The 19,402-nt window shown below is 38.9% G+C and carries 17 protein-coding genes; 10 read left to right on the forward strand and 7 right to left on the reverse strand.

The features are described 5' to 3' along the window. Window positions 1–188 precede the first annotated feature (188 nt). The 3 genes from I6F54_RS17495 to I6F54_RS17505 all read left to right on the forward strand — a co-directional run bounded on the left by I6F54_RS17495 (window position 189) and on the right by I6F54_RS17505 (window position 2,309). Window positions 189–716, forward strand: a complete 528-nt coding sequence (locus I6F54_RS17495) for a VC2046/SO_2500 family protein (RefSeq protein ID WP_165728208.1) — start codon at window positions 189–191, stop codon at window positions 714–716. A 179-nt stretch (window positions 717–895) separates the two neighbouring features. Next, entirely contained in the window at window positions 896–1,198 is a 303-nt protein-coding gene (locus I6F54_RS17500; protein WP_002961433.1) for a DUF6172 family protein, read from the forward strand. Window positions 1,199–1,391: 193 nt separating this feature from the next. Beyond that, a complete protein-coding gene (locus tag I6F54_RS17505) occupies window positions 1,392–2,309 on the forward strand; it encodes a GGDEF domain-containing response regulator (RefSeq protein WP_024598317.1) in 918 nt (305 codons plus the stop codon). Window positions 2,310–2,383: 74 nt separating this feature from the next. Here I6F54_RS17505 and I6F54_RS17510 read toward each other — a convergent pair whose 3' ends face one another. From I6F54_RS17510 to I6F54_RS17520, 3 genes are all read right to left on the reverse strand, one after another. Then, window positions 2,384–2,863, reverse strand: a complete 480-nt coding sequence (locus I6F54_RS17510; RefSeq protein ID WP_010555087.1) for a YchJ family protein — start codon at window positions 2,861–2,863, stop codon at window positions 2,384–2,386. A gap of 38 nt (window positions 2,864–2,901) precedes the next feature. Beyond that, window positions 2,902–3,336, reverse strand: a complete 435-nt coding sequence (locus tag I6F54_RS17515) for a SulA-like leucine-rich domain-containing protein (protein WP_007583705.1) — start codon at window positions 3,334–3,336, stop codon at window positions 2,902–2,904. A 298-nt stretch (window positions 3,337–3,634) separates the two neighbouring features. Further along, the gene (locus I6F54_RS17520) at window positions 3,635–4,099 is read right to left on the reverse strand and encodes a tetratricopeptide repeat protein (protein ID WP_007583707.1); all 465 of its coding nucleotides are present in this window, start codon (window positions 4,097–4,099) and stop codon (window positions 3,635–3,637) included. A 118-nt stretch (window positions 4,100–4,217) separates the two neighbouring features. Between I6F54_RS17520 and I6F54_RS17525 the strand changes: the two genes are divergently transcribed. Continuing rightward, window positions 4,218–5,510 (forward strand): NCS2 family permease, encoded by a 1,293-nt coding sequence (locus I6F54_RS17525; RefSeq protein ID WP_010555089.1) that lies wholly within the window; start codon window positions 4,218–4,220, stop codon window positions 5,508–5,510. A 74-nt stretch (window positions 5,511–5,584) separates the two neighbouring features. Here the strand turns inward: I6F54_RS17525 and I6F54_RS17530 are convergent, their stop codons facing one another. Further along, the gene (locus I6F54_RS17530; RefSeq protein ID WP_007583833.1) at window positions 5,585–6,343 is read right to left on the reverse strand and encodes a hypothetical protein; all 759 of its coding nucleotides are present in this window, start codon (window positions 6,341–6,343) and stop codon (window positions 5,585–5,587) included. 324 nt (window positions 6,344–6,667) lie between these two features. On the opposite strand from I6F54_RS17530, the gene cysB reads away from it, so the two are divergent. After that, complete coding sequence (gene cysB, locus I6F54_RS17535; RefSeq protein WP_002961670.1) at window positions 6,668–7,645, forward strand: HTH-type transcriptional regulator CysB; 978 nt, start codon at window positions 6,668–6,670, stop codon at window positions 7,643–7,645. Window positions 7,646–7,722: 77 nt separating this feature from the next. Here the strand turns inward: cysB and I6F54_RS17540 are convergent, their stop codons facing one another. The 3 genes from I6F54_RS17540 to pabB form a co-directional block, all read right to left on the reverse strand. Continuing rightward, window positions 7,723–9,099 (reverse strand): L-serine ammonia-lyase, encoded by a 1,377-nt coding sequence (locus I6F54_RS17540; protein ID WP_010555091.1) that lies wholly within the window; start codon window positions 9,097–9,099, stop codon window positions 7,723–7,725. A gap of 103 nt (window positions 9,100–9,202) precedes the next feature. Then, complete coding sequence (locus I6F54_RS17545) at window positions 9,203–9,778, reverse strand: NUDIX hydrolase (protein ID WP_165741846.1); 576 nt, start codon at window positions 9,776–9,778, stop codon at window positions 9,203–9,205. A 6-nt stretch (window positions 9,779–9,784) separates the two neighbouring features. Next, window positions 9,785–11,143: an aminodeoxychorismate synthase component I gene (gene pabB, locus I6F54_RS17550; protein WP_165728211.1), complete on the reverse strand. Its 1,359-nt coding sequence runs from the start codon at window positions 11,141–11,143 to the stop codon at window positions 9,785–9,787. Window positions 11,144–11,298: 155 nt separating this feature from the next. On the opposite strand from pabB, the gene I6F54_RS17555 reads away from it, so the two are divergent. The 5 genes from I6F54_RS17555 (at window position 11,299) to I6F54_RS17575 (ending at window position 19,364) form a co-directional block, all read left to right on the forward strand. Continuing rightward, on the forward strand, window positions 11,299–12,825 hold the full coding sequence (locus I6F54_RS17555) for a fumarate hydratase (protein ID WP_007583843.1): 1,527 nt from the start codon (window positions 11,299–11,301) through the stop codon (window positions 12,823–12,825). 426 nt (window positions 12,826–13,251) lie between these two features. Further along, window positions 13,252–14,292, forward strand: coding sequence for a Leu/Phe/Val dehydrogenase (locus tag I6F54_RS17560; protein WP_197142467.1), 1,041 nt, complete (start codon window positions 13,252–13,254; stop codon window positions 14,290–14,292). Window positions 14,293–14,428: 136 nt separating this feature from the next. Then, window positions 14,429–15,067: a CatA-like O-acetyltransferase gene (locus I6F54_RS17565; RefSeq protein ID WP_165728271.1), complete on the forward strand. Its 639-nt coding sequence runs from the start codon at window positions 14,429–14,431 to the stop codon at window positions 15,065–15,067. A gap of 187 nt (window positions 15,068–15,254) precedes the next feature. Then, window positions 15,255–16,079 (forward strand): M90 family metallopeptidase, encoded by an 825-nt coding sequence (locus I6F54_RS17570; RefSeq protein ID WP_002961680.1) that lies wholly within the window; start codon window positions 15,255–15,257, stop codon window positions 16,077–16,079. A 105-nt stretch (window positions 16,080–16,184) separates the two neighbouring features. Further along, a complete protein-coding gene (locus I6F54_RS17575; RefSeq protein WP_197142469.1) occupies window positions 16,185–19,364 on the forward strand; it encodes an amidohydrolase family protein in 3,180 nt (1,059 codons plus the stop codon). Window positions 19,365–19,402 lie beyond the last annotated feature (38 nt).

Below are 19,402 nucleotides of genomic sequence, written 5' to 3' on the forward strand. Positions count from 1 at the left end.
GAGCTGGATTCGAACCAGCGAAGGCTGAGCCGTCAGATTTACAGTCTGATCCCTTTGGCCGCTCGGGAACCCCTCCAATGCAACGGCGCTGATAATAGCAAATTGCGTATTTAAGTAAAGAAAAAAGCTAAAGAAAATTGAAATAAAGCCGATAAATATCTATCAGTTACCACAATCGGCTAAAGACTATGCAAATAGATGATTTGTTAATCACAGAGAGTCAGTTAAACAGTAGACTCAATAATAGTGTGCATGAAAATCGCCGTGGCGAATTTGCACTATTATTAGCGATGCTGTCACATGACGCACTCGACTTTAGTCAATTTCATTTACCAAAAACTGAAATAGATAATTTAGTTATAGAAGAAGAGGCGTTAAGAAAGCAATTTGGCGCAGGTCCAAAGCAACTTTTAGCCCCTGATGAATATAATATGTTGGTTGGACAATTTAATGCATCATTAATATCTCAAGAAGGAGAGCACTGTGGTATGACAAGTATTAAGTTAAGACAATGCTTAAGCCCTGAACCACTTGCGATTAGAAATGATGATAAGCATATTCCACTTAATATAATAGATAACTGTGAGCTTGCCGTCAGAAGAAGAATTAAAAGCGAACAAACCCAACTAGCTAATCCCCCTATAGATGCAGCTGCTTTTTACGACAGCCTTAATAATGATGCATTACATCAACCACTTCAGCTCATTGCGGTGTGATATATGATTGTAATAATCACCAGTTAATATATGCTTTATAACGGGTCTGCTTTATATATTTGCTAATAATTGATTTAATGAAAAAAAAGCATCCAAAAATTAAATGCAATTGCTATAATGGCGTCAAATGGTATGACATGAAATGCCATTATCATTAAACCAAGGTAATTAGGAACGTAATGAAGAAAACATTCACGCTAAATCACGAGAAAATCAAATACCCTCGTATGGTTGATGCTGCAAAGCACGAAGTGAAAAAATATTTGAAAAGAGAGCGTAATAAAACGCTACCTGAAGATGCTGACTATTGGGCATTTGACTGTAAGTTTGGTAACACAGCTGAAGATGCGCAAGTTGTGCACGTTGCTGAATTAAGTAACCAAATTGGCGAAATTGAAAAGCAAGGTTTGACCTCTTTCTATGTAGAGATTTTAGCTCGACCTGCTCAACGTCAACAGTTAGATTTAGATGATGACGAATAACACTTAATTTAATTAAGTGTTCGAAGTTTTAAAATGAGCCCAAGTGGCTCATTTTTTGTTTTTATGCATTAAAGATTCACCATAAATCATTTTTATTAGTAACCAATAAGTAGAATCTTACTTTATTAACATTTGCATAACAAAATGTAGTGATATAGGGTGTGTTTAATAAAAAAAACAAAACAGTTGTACCATGCCGATAAATTACTCTGACCACCAATTGAAATTAAGCTTAAAGAGCTCTAAGGTACTTGTCGTTGACGATCAGCTATTAAGCTTAATTGTATTAAAAAAAATATTATCAGAGCATTTTAGTGTAACAACAACGAGCTGTGGTGAGGATGCGATTGAAATTTGTAAACATAATCCGCCAGATATAATACTACTCGATATTAATATGGAAGGAATGAGTGGTATTGAAACATGTCTAAAATTAAAAAATATATCTGAAACACAAGATATCCCCGTTATTTTTGTAACCTCATCTGAAAATCAAGAAGAAGAGTGCTGGGAAGCCGGAGCTGTAGATTTTATAAAGAAACCAACTAACTCGGAAACTTTATATAGAAGAGTGCGCGCCCATATTACGATGAAACTTCAACATGACTTACTCAATCAAAAAGTATTTCTAGATGATTTAACAAAGGTATTCAATCGTCGTTATTTTGATGCGCATTTTTCTAAAATGGAACGAAGCGCCTTACGAGAAAAAGTCGACTATGCACTATTACTCATCGATATAGACTACTTTAAGCAATACAACGATCTTTATGGTCATGTGCAAGGCGATACGGTTTTAAACCTTGTTGCACAAACTATTACTAATAGTTTGCAAAGGCCAACCGATTTTGTTGCGCGTTACGGCGGCGAAGAGTTTGTAGTTGTTTTACCGCATACAAGCACTGAAGGTGCGATTTGTGTTGCTGATAAAATTAAACAAAATGTGGTCGATTTAGGAATATTACACAGATATTCAGAATATGACTTTGTGACTATTAGTATTGGCGGTGCAACCCTACAACCGTACGTAAATAACAAAAACACCTTGCAGATCGCAGATGAAAAAATGTATGAGTCCAAAATGCAAGGTCGTAACCAAGTGTGTTTTTAAGTTTAGCTAGCTAATAAATCACTTTGCCACTTAAAAACACCTTGTAGGTGATAAATATTAAATAAGATTATTTATTACACGCTATGACATTTTTTGTACTTTTTATTGCTACCACATGGGCAGTCATCATTTCTGCCCACTTTAATATCTTCAACAGGATATATAGTGCCATCTAAATAACGCCATTGAGTGTTTTCTTTAATAAACTGCGATTTTTCGTGGAGCTCACAAAATAAGTTTTGATAAAAATATTGGGCTTTAAATTCTACAGTACCGGTATCGCCATCATGGCTTGACCCAATTACATCAAGATTTATAAATCGACAGCTGTTAGCAAAATCATTGATTTCTTTAACCGGATTTTCAGCTTGTTTTTCTTTTGCGTAGGTTTGATAAACATATTCTGCATTTTTAATAACATAAGCACTGAATCGTGAGCGCATAAGTTGTTCAGGAGAATCAGCTTGCTTAACAGATAAGTGAAGCGGCTCGCAGCAATCAGCATAATTGTGCCCACTGCTGCAAAAACATAATGTGGTATTGAGTGAAGTCATAATAATAATACAAAGTCTAAAACATTAGTTTAACAAGCTTATTGGGCGAGTGATATCTCTGTTGTTTGAGACTTTTTAGTAAAACAGTATAGTTTTGTATTCGTTTTACTTAAATCGAACGATAAATTCGTAAGTAGTTGGTTATTAACTATATCGGTCCAGGTAATTACCGCTGCAAAGTTTCCGTTATGTAATGCAGAATTTAATACATACTCTAAATTTACTAGGTGCTTTTGTCTAATAACAAGTAATTTACTTGTATCAATAGAGCATGAGTCAAGTAAAGCTTTGCTAGGTACGTGATCTGGAGCAATTAGTAACGTCCATGCATTAGAGCTATTGTATTGGTGTAATACTTTTAAAAGCTCAAAGGTCGCTGAAATTTCATCTTCAATTTGAATCAAATTCACGCAATCGCTTTGCTCATCTTGTTGGTAACTTTTAACTGTTCTTACGGTAATAGGCTGTAACATAATTTCACTCACTGGGTTTTTATACAGTATTCATATACAGTAGTTTATACAGTGCTTTCGTGCAAGCCTTTTATGCTATTTATTTGTACAGTTATTCAGCTTTTGATCATTGTTTTTATTTTTTTAATTTATAATTCTTTATTAATCAGGTTGTTATAGGGTTGTTTTTGAGAAGGTATTCTAAAAATAATTTTTTTCGTAGTGTCTTCATTTTGGGGTTTTATACTGTATAGGATTATCTTTGTAACCATATACAGTATTTTTTTACACTGCATACAGTACTTCTGCCATAGCTAGCTTATGTGTTTTCACTCGTGCGAGGGATCATATGAGAAAACTGGAGTTGGTGGATTTGTTCGTACAAACTTGCCGCATAACACTGAGCATCTTTAAATCGCTTAGTTTCGATATGTTTGCGTATATCTGTAACCGCTGCAGTGGCAGGGGCGTACCCTTGGCTACTTGCTAAGCTTAACCAAGCTACAGCATGAAATACACTTTGTGGCACGCCTTCACCTTTCACAAAAAATAAACCTAAATAAAACTGTGCTCTATGGTTTCCCGCCATTGCAGCAAGTCGCATCCATTTTGCAGCCAATGGAGCTTGATTATTTTTTAAATAATATAGGGCTTTATTTAACGTACTTTGCTCATCTTTTTTATTATCAACGGGCACAGAGGTATTTTCGGGTTGAGTAACAAAACCTAAAATATTATCTAGCTGTTGCTCTAAGTCTTGCTCACAAGGTGTTGTTTTAAGCATATTGGTTCATTTATTATTTTAACTACTCTAACAGTTTAGTATATAGCAAGGTAAAATGTCCTGTAAAAGATAATTTTTATGTTAAAATCTCGCCACTTTTTACTATCACAAGTTTATTATGTTCGAAGCCTTATTTAAACTGAGCGAAAATAATTCAACAGTTAAACGCGAATGCGTTGCTGGCCTAACTACCTTTATAACTATGGTATACATTGTATTTGTAAACCCGGCTATGCTCGCAGAGGCTGGGATGGATCAAGGGGCTGCATTTGTAGCGACATGTATAGCAGCTGCGATAGGCTGTTTTATAATGGGTTTATGGGCTAATTATCCATTAGCATTAGCGCCTGGTATGGGACTAAATGCCTTTTTTACGTATGGTGTCGTATTAGGAATGGGTTATACCTGGCAAGCCGCGTTAGGGGCTGTATTTATGTCGGGTTGTATATTTTTGTTTTTAAGCTTATTTAAAGTCAGAGAGTGGATTATTAATGCCATACCTCTGGTGCTCAAGCGAGCAATCGCAACGGGTATAGGTGCTTTTTTAGCATTAATTGCCCTTAAAAATGCAGGCATTATTGTCTCAAGCCCGGCAACATTAGTGCAGTTGGGCGACATTACTTCTCCAGGACCGTTATTGGCTATATTAAGCTTTTTTGTAATTGCAGCGCTTTTATACCGCGATTTTAAAAGTGGCGTGCTTATTAGTATTTTATTAGTGACTGGCATTGCTTTAAGTTTGGGGCTTGTTGAATATCACGGTGTTATGGCTATGCCACCATCAATAATGCCTACTTTTATGCAGCTAGATTTTGCAGCCGCTTTTGATATATCAATGATGAGTGTTATTTTTGCTTTCTTGTTTGTCGATCTTTTTGATACTTCGGGTACATTAGTTGCGGTAACTCAAAAAGCAGGTTTAGCTGATGAAAAAGGTAACATGCCTCGTTTAGGGCGCGCATTAAGTGCTGACAGCTCAGCAACAATTGCAGGTGCGATGCTAGGTACGTCTACGACTACATCGTATATAGAATCGGTTGCTGGTGTATCTGTTGGCGGACGTACTGGCTTAACAGCTGTAGTTGTAGGCATTTGCTTTTTACTAATGATGTTTTTTGCACCGCTTGCACAAATGGTACCGGCTTATGCTACGGCAGGCGCTATTTTATATGTCGCTGTTCTGATGCTGCAAAATTTAAAGTTTGTAAACTGGGATGATATGACCGATGCAATTCCTGTTACTGTGGTATTACTAATGACACCATTAACGTTTTCGATTGCGCACGGTATTGCACTTGGTTTTATATCTTATACGGCGGTTAAAGTCTTGTGCGGTAAGCAAGATCAAGTCAGTATTAGTGTTTGGATATTAACAGCCTTGTTTGTTTTCAAGTTTGCATTTTTGTCTTAATAGCTAACAAAAATACAAAAAAGCCTGCACAAATTTTAATTTGTGCAGGCTTTTTTAATGCTTTTATAAAAGCACTACCATTTCTTTTTAGGAGCAAACAGTATATCTAAGTCGTCTTGCTCTTCTTCTGTTTTCTTTTTAAGTGCGCTTGCATTAGAAGCTCTCAGTTCAACACTAATTGCCTCTAAGTAACCCTCAACTTCTAGCCGTTTTGTTGTTACGTATTCATCAGAGTAGGTGACTGCACTGAGTGTTGCCTGCGCTTTTTCAAAGTACTGTCTTGCAGAGCCAACCATACTTGCTGAACGGGCAGATAGGCCCCGTTTTATTTGGCTTTCAATATTAATACGCAGTTGTAGTTTTTCGAGACGTTTATCTTCTAAAACAAAAACTTGGCTATCAATACGACCTTTGCTGTGTTCAGAGCGTAAAATTGAGCGTAATTTTTTAATGCCTTGAATTAGGCCTACAAGTTGTTTGTCATTACTCGGTAGCGTTAAAGCTTCACTGCTATTATCTTGAACTGGATTAGATAAGTGCGTTTTTGCTTCACTTAAGCGGCTTTTAAGTGCTTTAGATGTTTGCGAGTTAGTAACCATTGTATTTAAGGCTTCGTAAATACGGCGCTGTAATGTACGAATTAGATTTTCAGAAAGGGGGATGTTAGCACTATTCATTAGTGCCTCTTCCGTTTCTTCTATTATAGCTTTCTGTTTTGTAAGCTCTTTACGGCGTTCTGCCTCTTGTTTTTCTTTGTGTTGTTGTACAGCACTTACCCAAAGTGCAATCACAATCAATGCAACTATAAGCACTATTATAATAGAAACGATCATGGTGTAATTCTCGGATATATAACCTAATTATTTAATCTTACATTAAATATACGTTAACAGGGTAGCTTTGCGCCGATTAACTTAAAAAATATACCAAAAAATTGATAGGTTGAGCTCTTTATAAACTGCAGTAAGCCTAAGGGCTTATAAACTAAAGCTGAATAATCATCGCTACCTGAAGCATATTTATTATGCTAGCCTTGAGCTCTAATCAGATAATTGCACACCTAAAGACCTAAAGTGCTATTTTACGTAAATAACACTTGGTTTTAAGCGGTATTGCCTTTATAAATAATATGAATAATAACGTTAAAATTTGCAGCCATGAAATTACAACAACTCAGATACATCGTAGAAGTACAAAATCATAAATTAAATGTTTCAGCGACTGCTGAGAGTTTATTTACCTCGCAGCCAGGAATTTCTAAACAAGTACGCATGTTAGAAGATGAGTTGGGTGTGCAAATTTTTGGTCGCAGTGGTAAGCATTTAACGCATGTAACCGGTGCCGGCGAAGATATTATTAATATTTCTCGTGAAATACTCTCTAAAGTAGAAGGTATTAAAGCCGTTGCTAATGAGCATACGCTACCTGATCAAGGTAAGTTAAATATTGCTACAACACATACCCAAGCGCGTTATGCTTTGCCTAACGTAATTCAAGGGTTTATGAAAAAATACCCTGCGGTATCGCTTCATATGCACCAAGGTACTCCACAGCAAATATCGGATGCTGCAGCACGCGGTGATGCCGATTTTGCTATTGCAACAGAAGCACTGCATTTGTATTCAGATTTAGTTATGCTGCCTTGCTACCATTGGAATCGCAGTATTGTTGTCGCTAAAGACCATCCGTTGGCTAAAAAGGCAAATAGTTTAACCGTTGCTGATATTGCTCAATATCCACTCATTACATATGTATTTGGTTTTACGGGCCGCTCAGAGTTGGATAAAGCGTTTAGCGCACACGGGCTTGAACCACACATTGTATTTACCGCAACCGATGCTGATGTTATAAAAACATACGTACGACTGGGTTTAGGAGTTGGTGTTGTTGCTTCAATGGCGATAGATCAAGTAAGCGATACCGATTTAGTGTGTATTGATGCAAGCCACTTATTTGAAGCTAGCACGACCAAAATTGGTTTTAGAAAGGGCAGTTTTTTACGTACTTATATGTATGATTTTATCGAACGTTTTGCACCGCATTTAACTAAAGAGCGCGTGGAGCGAGCAAGCTTATTACGTAACCAAGATGACGTAGATAAGTTATTTGCAGATATAGAGTTACCCGTTAAATAATGTCACTACATTAAACGAATAATAAAAAAGCCGCCTATTTTAAAAATAGGCGGCTTTTTCTTTTTATAGCGAGCTGATTAACATTCGATAATATTAACAGCCAATCCACCGCGAGCGGTTTCTTTATATTTAGTTTTCATATCGTTACCAGTTTCAAGCATGGTTTTAATCACTTTATCAAGCGATACCTTTTGCTCGCCACTGCCACGTATAGCTAAACGTGAAGCGTTAATTGCTTTAATAGCGCCCATTGCATTACGTTCAATACACGGCACTTGTACTAAGCCACCAACGGGGTCGCACGTTAGGCCTAAATTATGTTCCATACCAATTTCTGCTGCGTTTTCTACTTGCACAACATTGCCACCAACAATTTCTGTTAATGCGCCTGCAGCCATAGAGCACGCAACGCCGACTTCACCTTGGCAACCTACTTCGGCACCCGATATAGAGGCATTCTTTTTATATAAAATACCAATAGCAGCAGCGGTTAATAAATAACGCGTGGCTATATCGCGGTCTACTTCTTTCACAAATGTGTGATAGTACATAAGCACAGCCGGTAAAATACCCGCAGCACCATTAGTTGGTGCAGTAACTACACGGCCACCTGCCGCATTTTCTTCGTTTACGGCAAGGGCAAATAAATCAACCCAGTCCATTGCACGAAGCGGGTCGTTACTGACCTCTATATTTAGTTTTAAGTATAAGCTGGGCGCACGGCGCTTTACTTTTAAGCCGCCAGGTAAAATACCTTCGGTGCGCATACCACGGTCAATACAAGCCATCATTACTTTCCAAATATGGAACAATGTGTCTTTTACTTCGTCTTCAGTGCGCAGTGTTTTTTCGTTTTTCATCATCAAGGTAGAAACACTAAACCCAGACTCTTTACACATCTCTAGTAGTTCTTTTGCGCTACCAAATGGGAAAGGGGCTGGATTTTCTTCTCTAATATCGAGGGCAGCCTGTTTTTCGTTTTCAAACTCTTCGTCGGTAACAATGAAGCCACCGCCAATAGAGTAATATACTTTGCTGTAAACTTTTTCGCCGTTGTTTGAGGCGATAATTTCCATTGCATTAGAATGCTTAGGCAGTGTTTTACGACGATGGAAAACAATAGCACCTTGTTTTGGGAATTTGGCTTTGTGTGTTTTGTTTAGATAAATAACCTGATCTTTTTCAATGGTTGCTAAAATGTCGTCGACTAAATCGGCATCAATTGTTTCAGGATCGTAACCGGCTAAACCAAGAATTACGGCTTTACCCGAGCCATGGCCAACACCTGTTTGACCAAGAGAGCCATAAAGCTCTACTTTAATATCGGTCACATTTGCTAATAATTGTTGTTCTTGTAGGTCATTAACAAATAAGCGTGATGCGCGCATTGGGCCAACGGTGTGTGATGACGAAGGGCCAATACCAATGCTAAACATATCAAATGCACTGATCATAATGTGTGTGTCTCTACTTTGTTTTATCAGCACGAAGCTGCTCTTTGAACGGTCGAGCATGATAACGTGGAATTGTGATTGTGTAACTACTAATAACGAAGATTTAAACTGGTAAGGCGAGTTGTTTTGTAAAGTTTTTTATAATGCTTGCCGTCGCACCCCAAAGTAAACCATGCGGCGTTTTAAAACCTTGCAAAATAACCGTTTTCCCAAATCGTTGAAAAGGTAAGGGTTGCCAGTTAGCTTCGTTATTTAATTCAGTAACAGAGAGCAAAAAGCTCGCTTGTACTTCATTATAGTCATTTTCCCAGGTGGTGTTTTTTTTGAGTAAACCCACATAGGGGCTAATATTAAAACCCGTTAAGGTTGAATACTCAGGTAAGTGACCTAATACATTAACGTTGCTTTGGGCAATATTTAGCTCTTCTTTTAGTTCGCGAAGTGCTGTGGTGCGAAGGGTAATGTCGCTTACTTCAAACTTGCCTCCGGGCAAACAAATCTCCCCAGGGTGATGGTGTAAATAAGTAGGGCGTTTACACAGTAAAATATGTGCATGGTTATCTATATCAATAATTGGCAGCATAACCGCGCTAGCGCGTTTTTTACGTGTGTCTTTTAACTGATTTGGCGCAGCTGTAGGGCTTAACAGAAACCGCGCCATAATGTGTTCACTATTCAAAACGACCTACTGTTTTAATAAAGGGAGGATTTTATTTACTTTATCGTAAGTTTCTTGATATTCCAATTCGACTTTAGAATCAGCGACTATTCCGCCACCTGCCCAGCAGTAAATTTGCGCTTTGTGGCACACCAAGGTGCGAATAGTAATACTCGTATCCATATTTCCACATGCACTTAAATAACCAATCGAACCACAATAAATGCTGCGGCGATGTGGTTCTAGTTCTTCAATTATTTCCATCGCTCTAATTTTGGGCGCACCGGTGATTGAGCCACCCGGAAAAGCCGCTTTTAGCTGATCGACCGCTGTTTTACCTTCATCAAGTTCTGAGGTTACCGTGCTTACTAAATGATGCACTGCCGGAAAGCTTTCAATAGCAAAAAGGGAAGGGACGTGAACGCTGCCTGGTTTTGCTACTTTGCCTAAGTCGTTACGTAGTAAATCAACAATCATTACATTTTCAGCGCGATCTTTAGCTGATGCTGCGAGTATTTTCGCTTGGCGTTGATCCTCTAGTGCATCTGCTTTTCGCGGCAGTGTGCCTTTAATTGGCTTGGTTTCTACAACGTTATTGTTTACAGATATAAAGCGCTCAGGAGAAATTGATAAAATAGCCCCTTGAGGGTGATTTATAAAGCTTGAAAACGGCGCTTTATTTGCCTCACGCAGTTTAATATAAGCTGCCCAAGGGGAGCCTTCAAACTGAGCGTTAAAGCGCTGCGCTAAATTAATTTGGTAACAATCGCCACTTTTTAAATACTCCTCAATTTGGGCAAACTTTGCAGCGTATTCCGTTTCGCTCATATTTGATTGCCAGTCGCTGTTTAGGGCAAAGGACTGCGTATTAACTTGGGAGTTAGGGTGTGTATTTAAGTATTGCTCATAAAGCGCTAATCGATCGGTGTTTGGCTGCGATACATAAAACCAGCTTTGTTGCTGCTTGTCGTAAATAAGGGCATCTAAGTAAAGGCCAATAGCCATTTGGGGAAGATTAATGTCTTCAATAGCACGAGTGGGGATGTTTTCAATTGTACGGCCTAGGTCGTAGCCAAAGTAGCCAAGCCAGCCGCCGTTAAAGGGTAAATCGTAATCGGCTTTTGTTTTATCAAGATGCGAAAGCTCATTATTCATAATTTCAAAGCAGTTATCACTACTTTCTATATTATTTAAAAAGCTTTTATTATTTTTTACTTCAAGGGTACTTTGCGGCTCAATGGCAATAATATCAAAACGGCTGTTTATATGATTACTATTTGCAGAATCTAATAGAATTGCATAAGGCAAATGTGAAAAATGCGCAAAAACGTCAATGCAGTTTTGTGTTATGCCTAATTTAATACAATTTTTTTTATTGTTTAGCATTTACTGCCCCTTTAAGAACTGGCTCGAAACGGGCTGGGAGGGTATCATAAGTCAAATTTTTTGGCAGCACTAAGCTGTAAAAAACAGTGCAAACCACCGTCACCGGTTTGATTTAGATTACGCGACAACGCGTAACGGTAACTTAAGGAACCACTATGAGTACAATTTGTCAGCAAGACTTTATTGATAGCATTGAAGATGCATTGCAATATATTTCGTTCTATCACCCACTTGATTTTGTTCAAGCTCTCGAAAAAGCTTACAACAAAGAACAAAGTAAAGCGGCTAAAGACGCCATTGCACAAATTTTAATTAACTCACGCATGTCGGCTGAAGGCAAGCGTCCACTTTGCCAAGATACCGGTATTATTACCTGTTTTGTTAAAGTAGGTATGGATGTTAAGTGGGATAAAACAGATTTAACCGTTCAACAAATGGTTGATGAAGGTACTCGTCGTGCATATTTGAATCCAGATAACCCTTTACGTGCATCTATTGTTGCAGACCCTGCTGGCACGCGTAAAAATACTAAAGATAACACGCCTTCGGTTGTGCATATTGATTTAGTAGCGGGTGGAAAAGTAGAAGTAATGGTTGCAGCTAAAGGCGGCGGCTCTGAAAACAAAAGTAAAATGGTTATGCTAAACCCGTCTGATGACGTTGCTGAATGGGTAGAAAAAACATTACCAACAATGGGTGCTGGTTGGTGTCCGCCAGGCATGCTAGGTATAGGTATTGGTGGTACGGCTGAAAAAGCGGCAGTGATGGCTAAAGAGTCGTTAATGGACCCGGTTGATATCCATGAACTAATGGAGCGCGGCGCAGAAACGACTGAAGAAAAACTACGTTTAGAAATTTTTGACCGTGCTAATAAGTTAGGCATTGGCGCACAAGGCTTAGGCGGTTTAACAACGGTTGTTGATGTTAAAATTAAAACGGCTCCAACGCATGCTGCTTCAAAACCTGTAGTAATGATCCCAAATTGCGCGGCAACTCGCCATGTACATTTTACGCTTGACGGTTCTGGCCCTGCGAATTTAAAAGCGCCTAAACTAGAAGATTGGCCACAAGTAACATTTGAAGTGGGCGAAGGCACTCGCCGTGTTGACTTAAATACACTGACTAAAAAAGATGTTCAAGAATGGAAAATGGGCGAAACCGTTTTACTTTCAGGCACTATTTTAACAGGTCGTGATGCAGCGCATAAACGTCTGCAAGATATGATCAATTCAGGTGAAGGTTTACCAAAAGGCGTAGACTTTGATAATAAATTTATTTATTACGTTGGACCAGTAGACGCGGTACGCGATGAAGCAGTTGGTCCTGCAGGCCCTACAACAGCTACTCGCATGGATAAATTTACCGATATGATGCTAGAAAAAACAGGCATTGTAGGCATGATTGGTAAAGCTGAACGTGGACCTGCGACTGTTGAGTCTATTAAAGAGCATAAATCTGTTTATTTGATGGCTGTAGGCGGCGCAGCTTACTTAGTATCTAAAGCGATTAAAAAAGCACGCGTAGTTGCTTTTGAAGATTTAGGTATGGAAGCTATTTATGAATTTGAAGTAGAAGATATGCCAGTGACCGTTGCAGTAGACAGTGAGGGCGCCAATGCGCATACACAAGGCCCTGCAATCTGGAAAGCTAAAATAGAAGAGCTTGATAGCAAGCTAAAATAACCTAAGTTGTGTTGTTAAAAGCGAGCCTGGTGCTCGCTTTTTTGTTTTTTAGATATAGCTATGATCAGGTTTGCACATCTGACCAGTTGTTCTAAATCATCATTTTTTACTGTAAACCTATAGAATATAGCGCTTAGCGGGCAGTTAGTACTTGTATATTAAACTTTACATATAGCAATGCCATTACGTTCACGTAAACGTAAGTTAGTGTGGTTTTTATATTTGCAGTTTTTAAAACTGCCTAATGATGATTTTATGGGTTTTTTATCTGTATAAAGGTTTTAATTTGATTATTTAATCTAAGAGTCATGTTTTCATCGGTTTTATCATCTGTGAGTGTAGCGAACTCTAATATGAAGTGATAAAGTCTCGTCAATTTCCAGCGCGCATACCCTCTCACGGGTTAACTATTTCGGAGTATTTTAAGTGGCTGTGTTTAATCGAGTTGAATTTGATAACCATGAACAAGTAGTTTTTTGTTCTGATGAAGAGTCGGGTTTAAAAGCAATTATTGCTGTACATAATACCAATCTAGGTCCTGCTGTTGGCGGATGTAGAATGTGGGATTATGCGAACGACGAAGATGCCGTTTACGACGTGCTACGTTTATCAAAAGGCATGACGTATAAAAATGCAGTAGCGCGCCTACCATTTGGTGGCGGTAAATCTGTTATTATTGGTAATGCAAAAGAAATTAAATCTGAGCAATTATTCCGTGCATTTGGTCGTCAATTAGAGCGATTAAATGGCAGCTATTACTCAGCAGAAGATGTAAATATCACATGTGCTGATGTCGCTATTATGAATAAAGAAACTAATTACGTACTGGGCCTTGAAGGTAAAAGTGGTAACCCATCGCCATTTACAGCATACGGTACGTTTTTAGGAATTAAAGCAGCGCTACAGCATCAACGTGGTCATCAAAATTTTGCAGGTGTGAAAGTGGCCGTTCAAGGTTTAGGTGCTGTTGCTTATGGTTTATGTAAACATTTACATGATGCGGGTGCTGAACTGTTTGTAACTGATATTAACCAAGCAGCAATTGACCGTGTAGTTAATGATTTTGGCGCCACTGCAGTTGGTATTGATGAAATTTACGACTTAAGCGTTGATGTTTATGCACCATGTGCATTAGGTGCAACGGTTAACGACTTAACGATACCGCGTTTAAAGGCGACTATTATTGCAGGCTGTGCTAATAATCAGCTGGCAGAGTCTCGTCACGGTGAAGTTATTCGTGAAAAAGGTATTTTATATGCACCAGATTACGTAATTAACGCCGGTGGTATTATTAATGTTTATTACGAAACAGCGCCAGAAGGTTACAGTGCAGCAGCGTCTAATAAACATGTTGAAGGTATTTTTAATACGTTAACTGAAATTTTTGCCCGTAGCGAAAAAGAGCAAAAATCAACGCATTTAATTGCCGACGAATTAGCGCAAGAGATCATTAAAAACGGTCTGTAATCTAAGTTTGAATTTATATAAAGGTGTGCAATTGCACACCTTTTGTTTATCTGTAAGTTAATGCAATTATTACTGAACAGCGGTACACTTTATTTTTAATTTTGTGCGGCAAATTATGACTCCCTCAACTTCTCTCATGCAGCCTATCGATTTAGATAATTGGCCTAGAAAGCAACACTTTGAATTATTTAAACACTTTTCTCAGCCTTACTTTAATGTGTGTGTGCGTTTAGATGCTCAAGCACTTTACGACTATTGCAAAACCAATCAATTTTCTTTTTTTCAAGCGTATGTATATTGCACCTTAAAAGCGTGCCATGAGTACGATTCAATAATGCTACGTATAATAGATAATCAACCATGGTTACTTAATAGTGTTCGCGCAAGTGTGGTTGAGTTGTCTGAAAACGATACGTTTGTTTTTAGTTATTTTAACAGCACAGGCGAGTTTAAAGAGTTTGCAAATCATGCAAGTGGCGTAAGCAAAAAAGCGAAATTACAGCCGTTATTTTCTGATGCATTTGCTCAAACAGAAGGGCAGGCTGATTTAATTCATATATCTGTTTTGCCGTGGCTGAATTTTAGTGCGTTTTCGCATGCATTTAGTGAAGGGCAGAGTTTAGGCATTCCTAAATTTGTATTTGGTCAGTTTGATAAACACACAGGCACAATGCCTTTAGCTATCGATGTACACCATTCATTAATGGATGGTTTGCACGTAGCGAAATTTATAAGCACATTGCAGGGTACATTTGATACCTTTTGCAAAGGTTAACTTTAAACACATCAGTAACGGCAGTGCAAAGCAGTAAACAATTTATAAGTAATCTATAAGTAATCTATAAGTAATCTATAAGCAATGCGATGTGAATTACTTTATATTCAAATACATAACCTTGTATGCTTGAAAAACACGTGTGCTGGACATATTTATATACCATACCTTAGCTCAGGAAATCCCCATGATAAATGGACTGTTAATTGTTGTTTTAATTCTTTTTGTGGTGATTTTCTGGCGTTGGCCATCAATTCAAAACCGATTATGGCGCAGTAAATATAAAGACTTTGCTTTAAATTCGCAGCAAAAAGATATTTTACTGCGTTGCATGCCCATCTATAAAAAAATGACCGACGCCGACAGAGAAAAATTAGAGCGACATATTACGTGGTTTTTAAACGAAAAACGCTTTGTCGGTTGTGATGGCTTAAGGCTAACGTCTGCAATGAAGTTAATTGTTGCCGCCGATGCGTGTGTATTAGTACTTAATAAACCGTGGCCGTTATATAGAAATGTAAAAGAAATTTTATTATATCCAAGTGCTTATTATGCTCCGCAATCAACTCGCGATAGTGCAGGACTTGTGAGTTACCATAATACGGTAAGACTAGGCGAGTCATGGCCTGGCGGCACACTCGTTTTAAGCTGGCATGATGTACTTGAGGGTAATCGTTTACCAAGCGATGGACATAACTTGGTATTTCATGAGTTTGCGCATCAACTCGATCAAGAAACAGGTAAAACAACGGGTACGCCCATTTTAAAAAGCTCAGCAGATTACAAAGAGTGGGGCAGGGTATTTAGCCGCGCCTTCACCCAGTTAAAAAGCCATGTTGCCTATAGCATGCCGCATGTTATTCACAGCTATGGTGCGACTAACGAAGCTGAGTTTTTTGCTGTACTCACCGAAACCTTCCTCGAAAAACCCGCAGAGCTTCGCCGATACGATCCTGAAATTTACAGTATGCTAGTTAATTACTATCAATTTGACCCTATTGTTTGGCATTAAACCTACATAAACCGCGCTTTATCATATAACGCTGGCAAGTTGCGTTTGTTTTTGTTGCAATCATGTGAAATAGTTTTTACTGCAACAATAACAAGAGAGAAACGCATGAAAAAAATGCTTCATACAGTATTGGCGCTGTCGGTGTCATTAGCGATAGGGCAGGTAAATGCCGCTGAAAAAGACGAAAAAAAATGGCAAGTAGATTCACCTAAGGGGCAATTTGTTGACGCTGCAATTAGCGTTGAGCAGGGCACATGGATGAATATTGATGTAAGCCCTGATGGTAAAACCGTGGTGTTTGACTTACTTGGTGATATTTACACTATGCCAATGAGTGGTGGTACAGCCACCAAGCTCACCTCTGATATTGCATGGCAAATGCAACCACGCTTTAGTCCTAATGGCAAAAGTATTGCGTTTACCTCCGATCAAGGTGGTGGCGATAACATTTGGATAATGGACTTAAATGGCGAAAACCAACACGCAGTTACCGACGAAACTTTTAGATTACTAAATAGCCCTGCATGGAGCCCTAATGGCGACTACTTAGTTGCGCGTAAACACTTTACGGCTAGCCGTTCACTAGGTGCCGGTGAAGTGTGGTTGTACCACAAAGCCGGTGGCAAGGGTGTTCAGCTTACAAAACGTGAAAATGATCAAAAAGATTTAGGTGAGCCAATGTTTTCACCTGATGGTCGTTATGTATACTTTTCGCATGATGCAACACCCGGTAAAACCTTTCATTACTCAAAGGATTCTGTAGCGGGCATTTATAAAATTAAACGTTACGACCGCGAAACGGGTGAAATTGAAACTGTAATCGATACGATGGGCGGTGCTATTAGGCCTACACCATCACCAGATGGTAAAAAACTGGCGTATATAAAGCGTGATGACTTTCAAACTAGCTTGTATTTATATGACTTAACCAGCGGTGAGCACACTAAGCTTTACGATAAGCTTGAGCGAGATATGCAAGAAACATGGGCTATTCATGGTGTATACCCAACTATTGCATGGACACCCGATAATGAAGAACTGGTATTTTGGGCTGGTGGTACAATTCACAAGCTAGATGTTGCAGACAAATCTGTAAAAACCATTCCTTTTAAAGTGCAAACCACTAAAAAAATTCAAAAAGCGGTGCGCTTTACACAAAACTTAGATACTGATGAGTTTGATGTAAAAATGCTGCGTAATGTGCAAGTAAGCCCAGATGGCGAAGCGGCAATTTTTGAAGCGCTTGGGCATATTTATAAACGTGATTTAGAGTCGGGTAAAATTAAGCGTTTAACAAAGCAAACAGATCATTACGAATTATTTCCACAGTATTCTCGCGATGGTAAAAAAATTGTGTACACCACATGGGATGATAACAAGCAAGGGTCCGTAAAGGTTGTGTCTGCACGCAGTGGCCGTGGCGATACCATTACTACGCAGCCAGGCAAGTATGTAGAGCCAACGTTTAGTCCAGATGGTAAAACGGTTGTTTATCGTAAAGCCACTGGCGGCAGTATTTTAAACCCTAAGTGGTCACTTAATCCGGGGGTTTATAGCGTAAGCGCTAAAGGTGGTAAAAGTGAGCTTATTTCAAAAAGTGGTTATCAACCACAATTTGGAGATGCAAACGATCGTGTTTTCATTATGAGTCCTTGGCCAAAACCAACGCTTAGCGTAGTAGAGCTTGAAAGTAAAAAAGTTCGCAAACTATACGAGTCAGAGCATGCGACAGAATTTAGAGTATCACCAGATGGGCAATACCTCGCTTTTGCTGAGCGATTTAAAGTATTTATAACGCCGTTTGTTCAAAGTGGTAAAACAATTAATATTGGGCCTAAAGACAGTCAATTTCCAATAGAGCAGTTATCGGTTCGTGCTGGTGAAAACATTAGTTGGAGTGCAAAGAGCAACAAACTTTATTGGACATTAGGGCCTGAGCTTTATCATGCAAGCCTTGAAGGAATGTTTGCTATTAACAAAGCCGAAGATACCGACTTTAAAGTGAAAAGTGGCGATAATATCGGTTTCAGTAAAAAAATGGCAGAGCCTAAAGGTATGATTGCGCTCACTGGTGCAAAAATTATAACTATGGATGGCGAAAAGGTTATTGAAAATGGTGTAATTATCACTGATGGCAAGCATATCAAAGCAATTGGTACAGCCAGCGATATAAGCATTCCTAAAGGTGCTGAGGTTATTGATGTAACAGGCAAAACTATTATGCCTGGTATTGTTGATGCTCATGCACATGGCTCGCAAGCAAGTGATGAAATTATACCTGAGCAAAACTGGAAAAACTTTGCAGGTTTAGCGCTGGGTGTAACTACAATTCACGATCCATCAAACGATACCTCCGAAATATTTACCGCAAGCGAAATGCAAAAGGCAGGCATGATTGTTGGCCCGCGTATTTTCTCAACGGGTACTATTTTATATGGCGCAAATATGCCAGGTTATACGTCGCATATTGACTCGTTAGACGATGCTAAATTTCATTTAGAGCGCCTTAAAAAAGTAGGTGCATTTAGTGTTAAGTCGTATAACCAGCCACGCCGAGAGCAGCGCCAACAAGTTATTGAAGCAGGCCGGATGCTTGAAATGATGGTAGTACCAGAAGGCGGCTCATTATTACAACATAACTTAAGTATGATTGTAGATGGACACACAGGTATTGAGCATTCAATCCCTGTAGAGCACATATACGACGATATAAAGCAGTTATGGTCGCAAAGTGATGTAGGTTACACACCTACGCTTGTAGTGGCTTATGGTGGCATTTGGGGTGAAAATTACTGGTACGATAAAACTGATGTGTGGAATCACCCGCGTTTAAGTAAATTTGTGCCAAAAAATCAATTATTACCACGCTCTATGCGCCGCATTAAAGCGCCCGATCATCACTATAATCACTTTAATAACGCACGCGTTGCTGCTGAGCTGCAAGACCTAGGTGTATTAGTTAACTTAGGTGCTCACGGTCAGCGTGAAGGCTTAGGTGCACACTGGGAGATGTGGATGTTTGCACAAGGCGGAATGACATCACTTGAAGCTATACGTGCATCAACACTCGATCCGGCTAAGTATTTAGGGCTTGATAAAAACGTAGGATCACTTGAAGTTGGCAAGCTTGCTGATTTAATGGTTATAAATGGCGATCCGCTTAAAAATATTCGAGATTCGGATAAAGTAGATTACACCATGATCAATGGTCGATTATTCAATGCAGAGACAATGAGTGAAGTGGGTAAAAAAGAGCGCGAACCACTTTACTTCGAAAAGCTATAATTTATTTTGATCTTTCGAAAGCGGCTACATAGCCGCTT

The sequence above is a fragment of the Pseudoalteromonas sp. SWXJZ10B genome, from assembly GCF_015864475.1.
Lineage (GTDB): Bacteria > Pseudomonadota > Gammaproteobacteria > Enterobacterales > Alteromonadaceae > Pseudoalteromonas > Pseudoalteromonas arctica.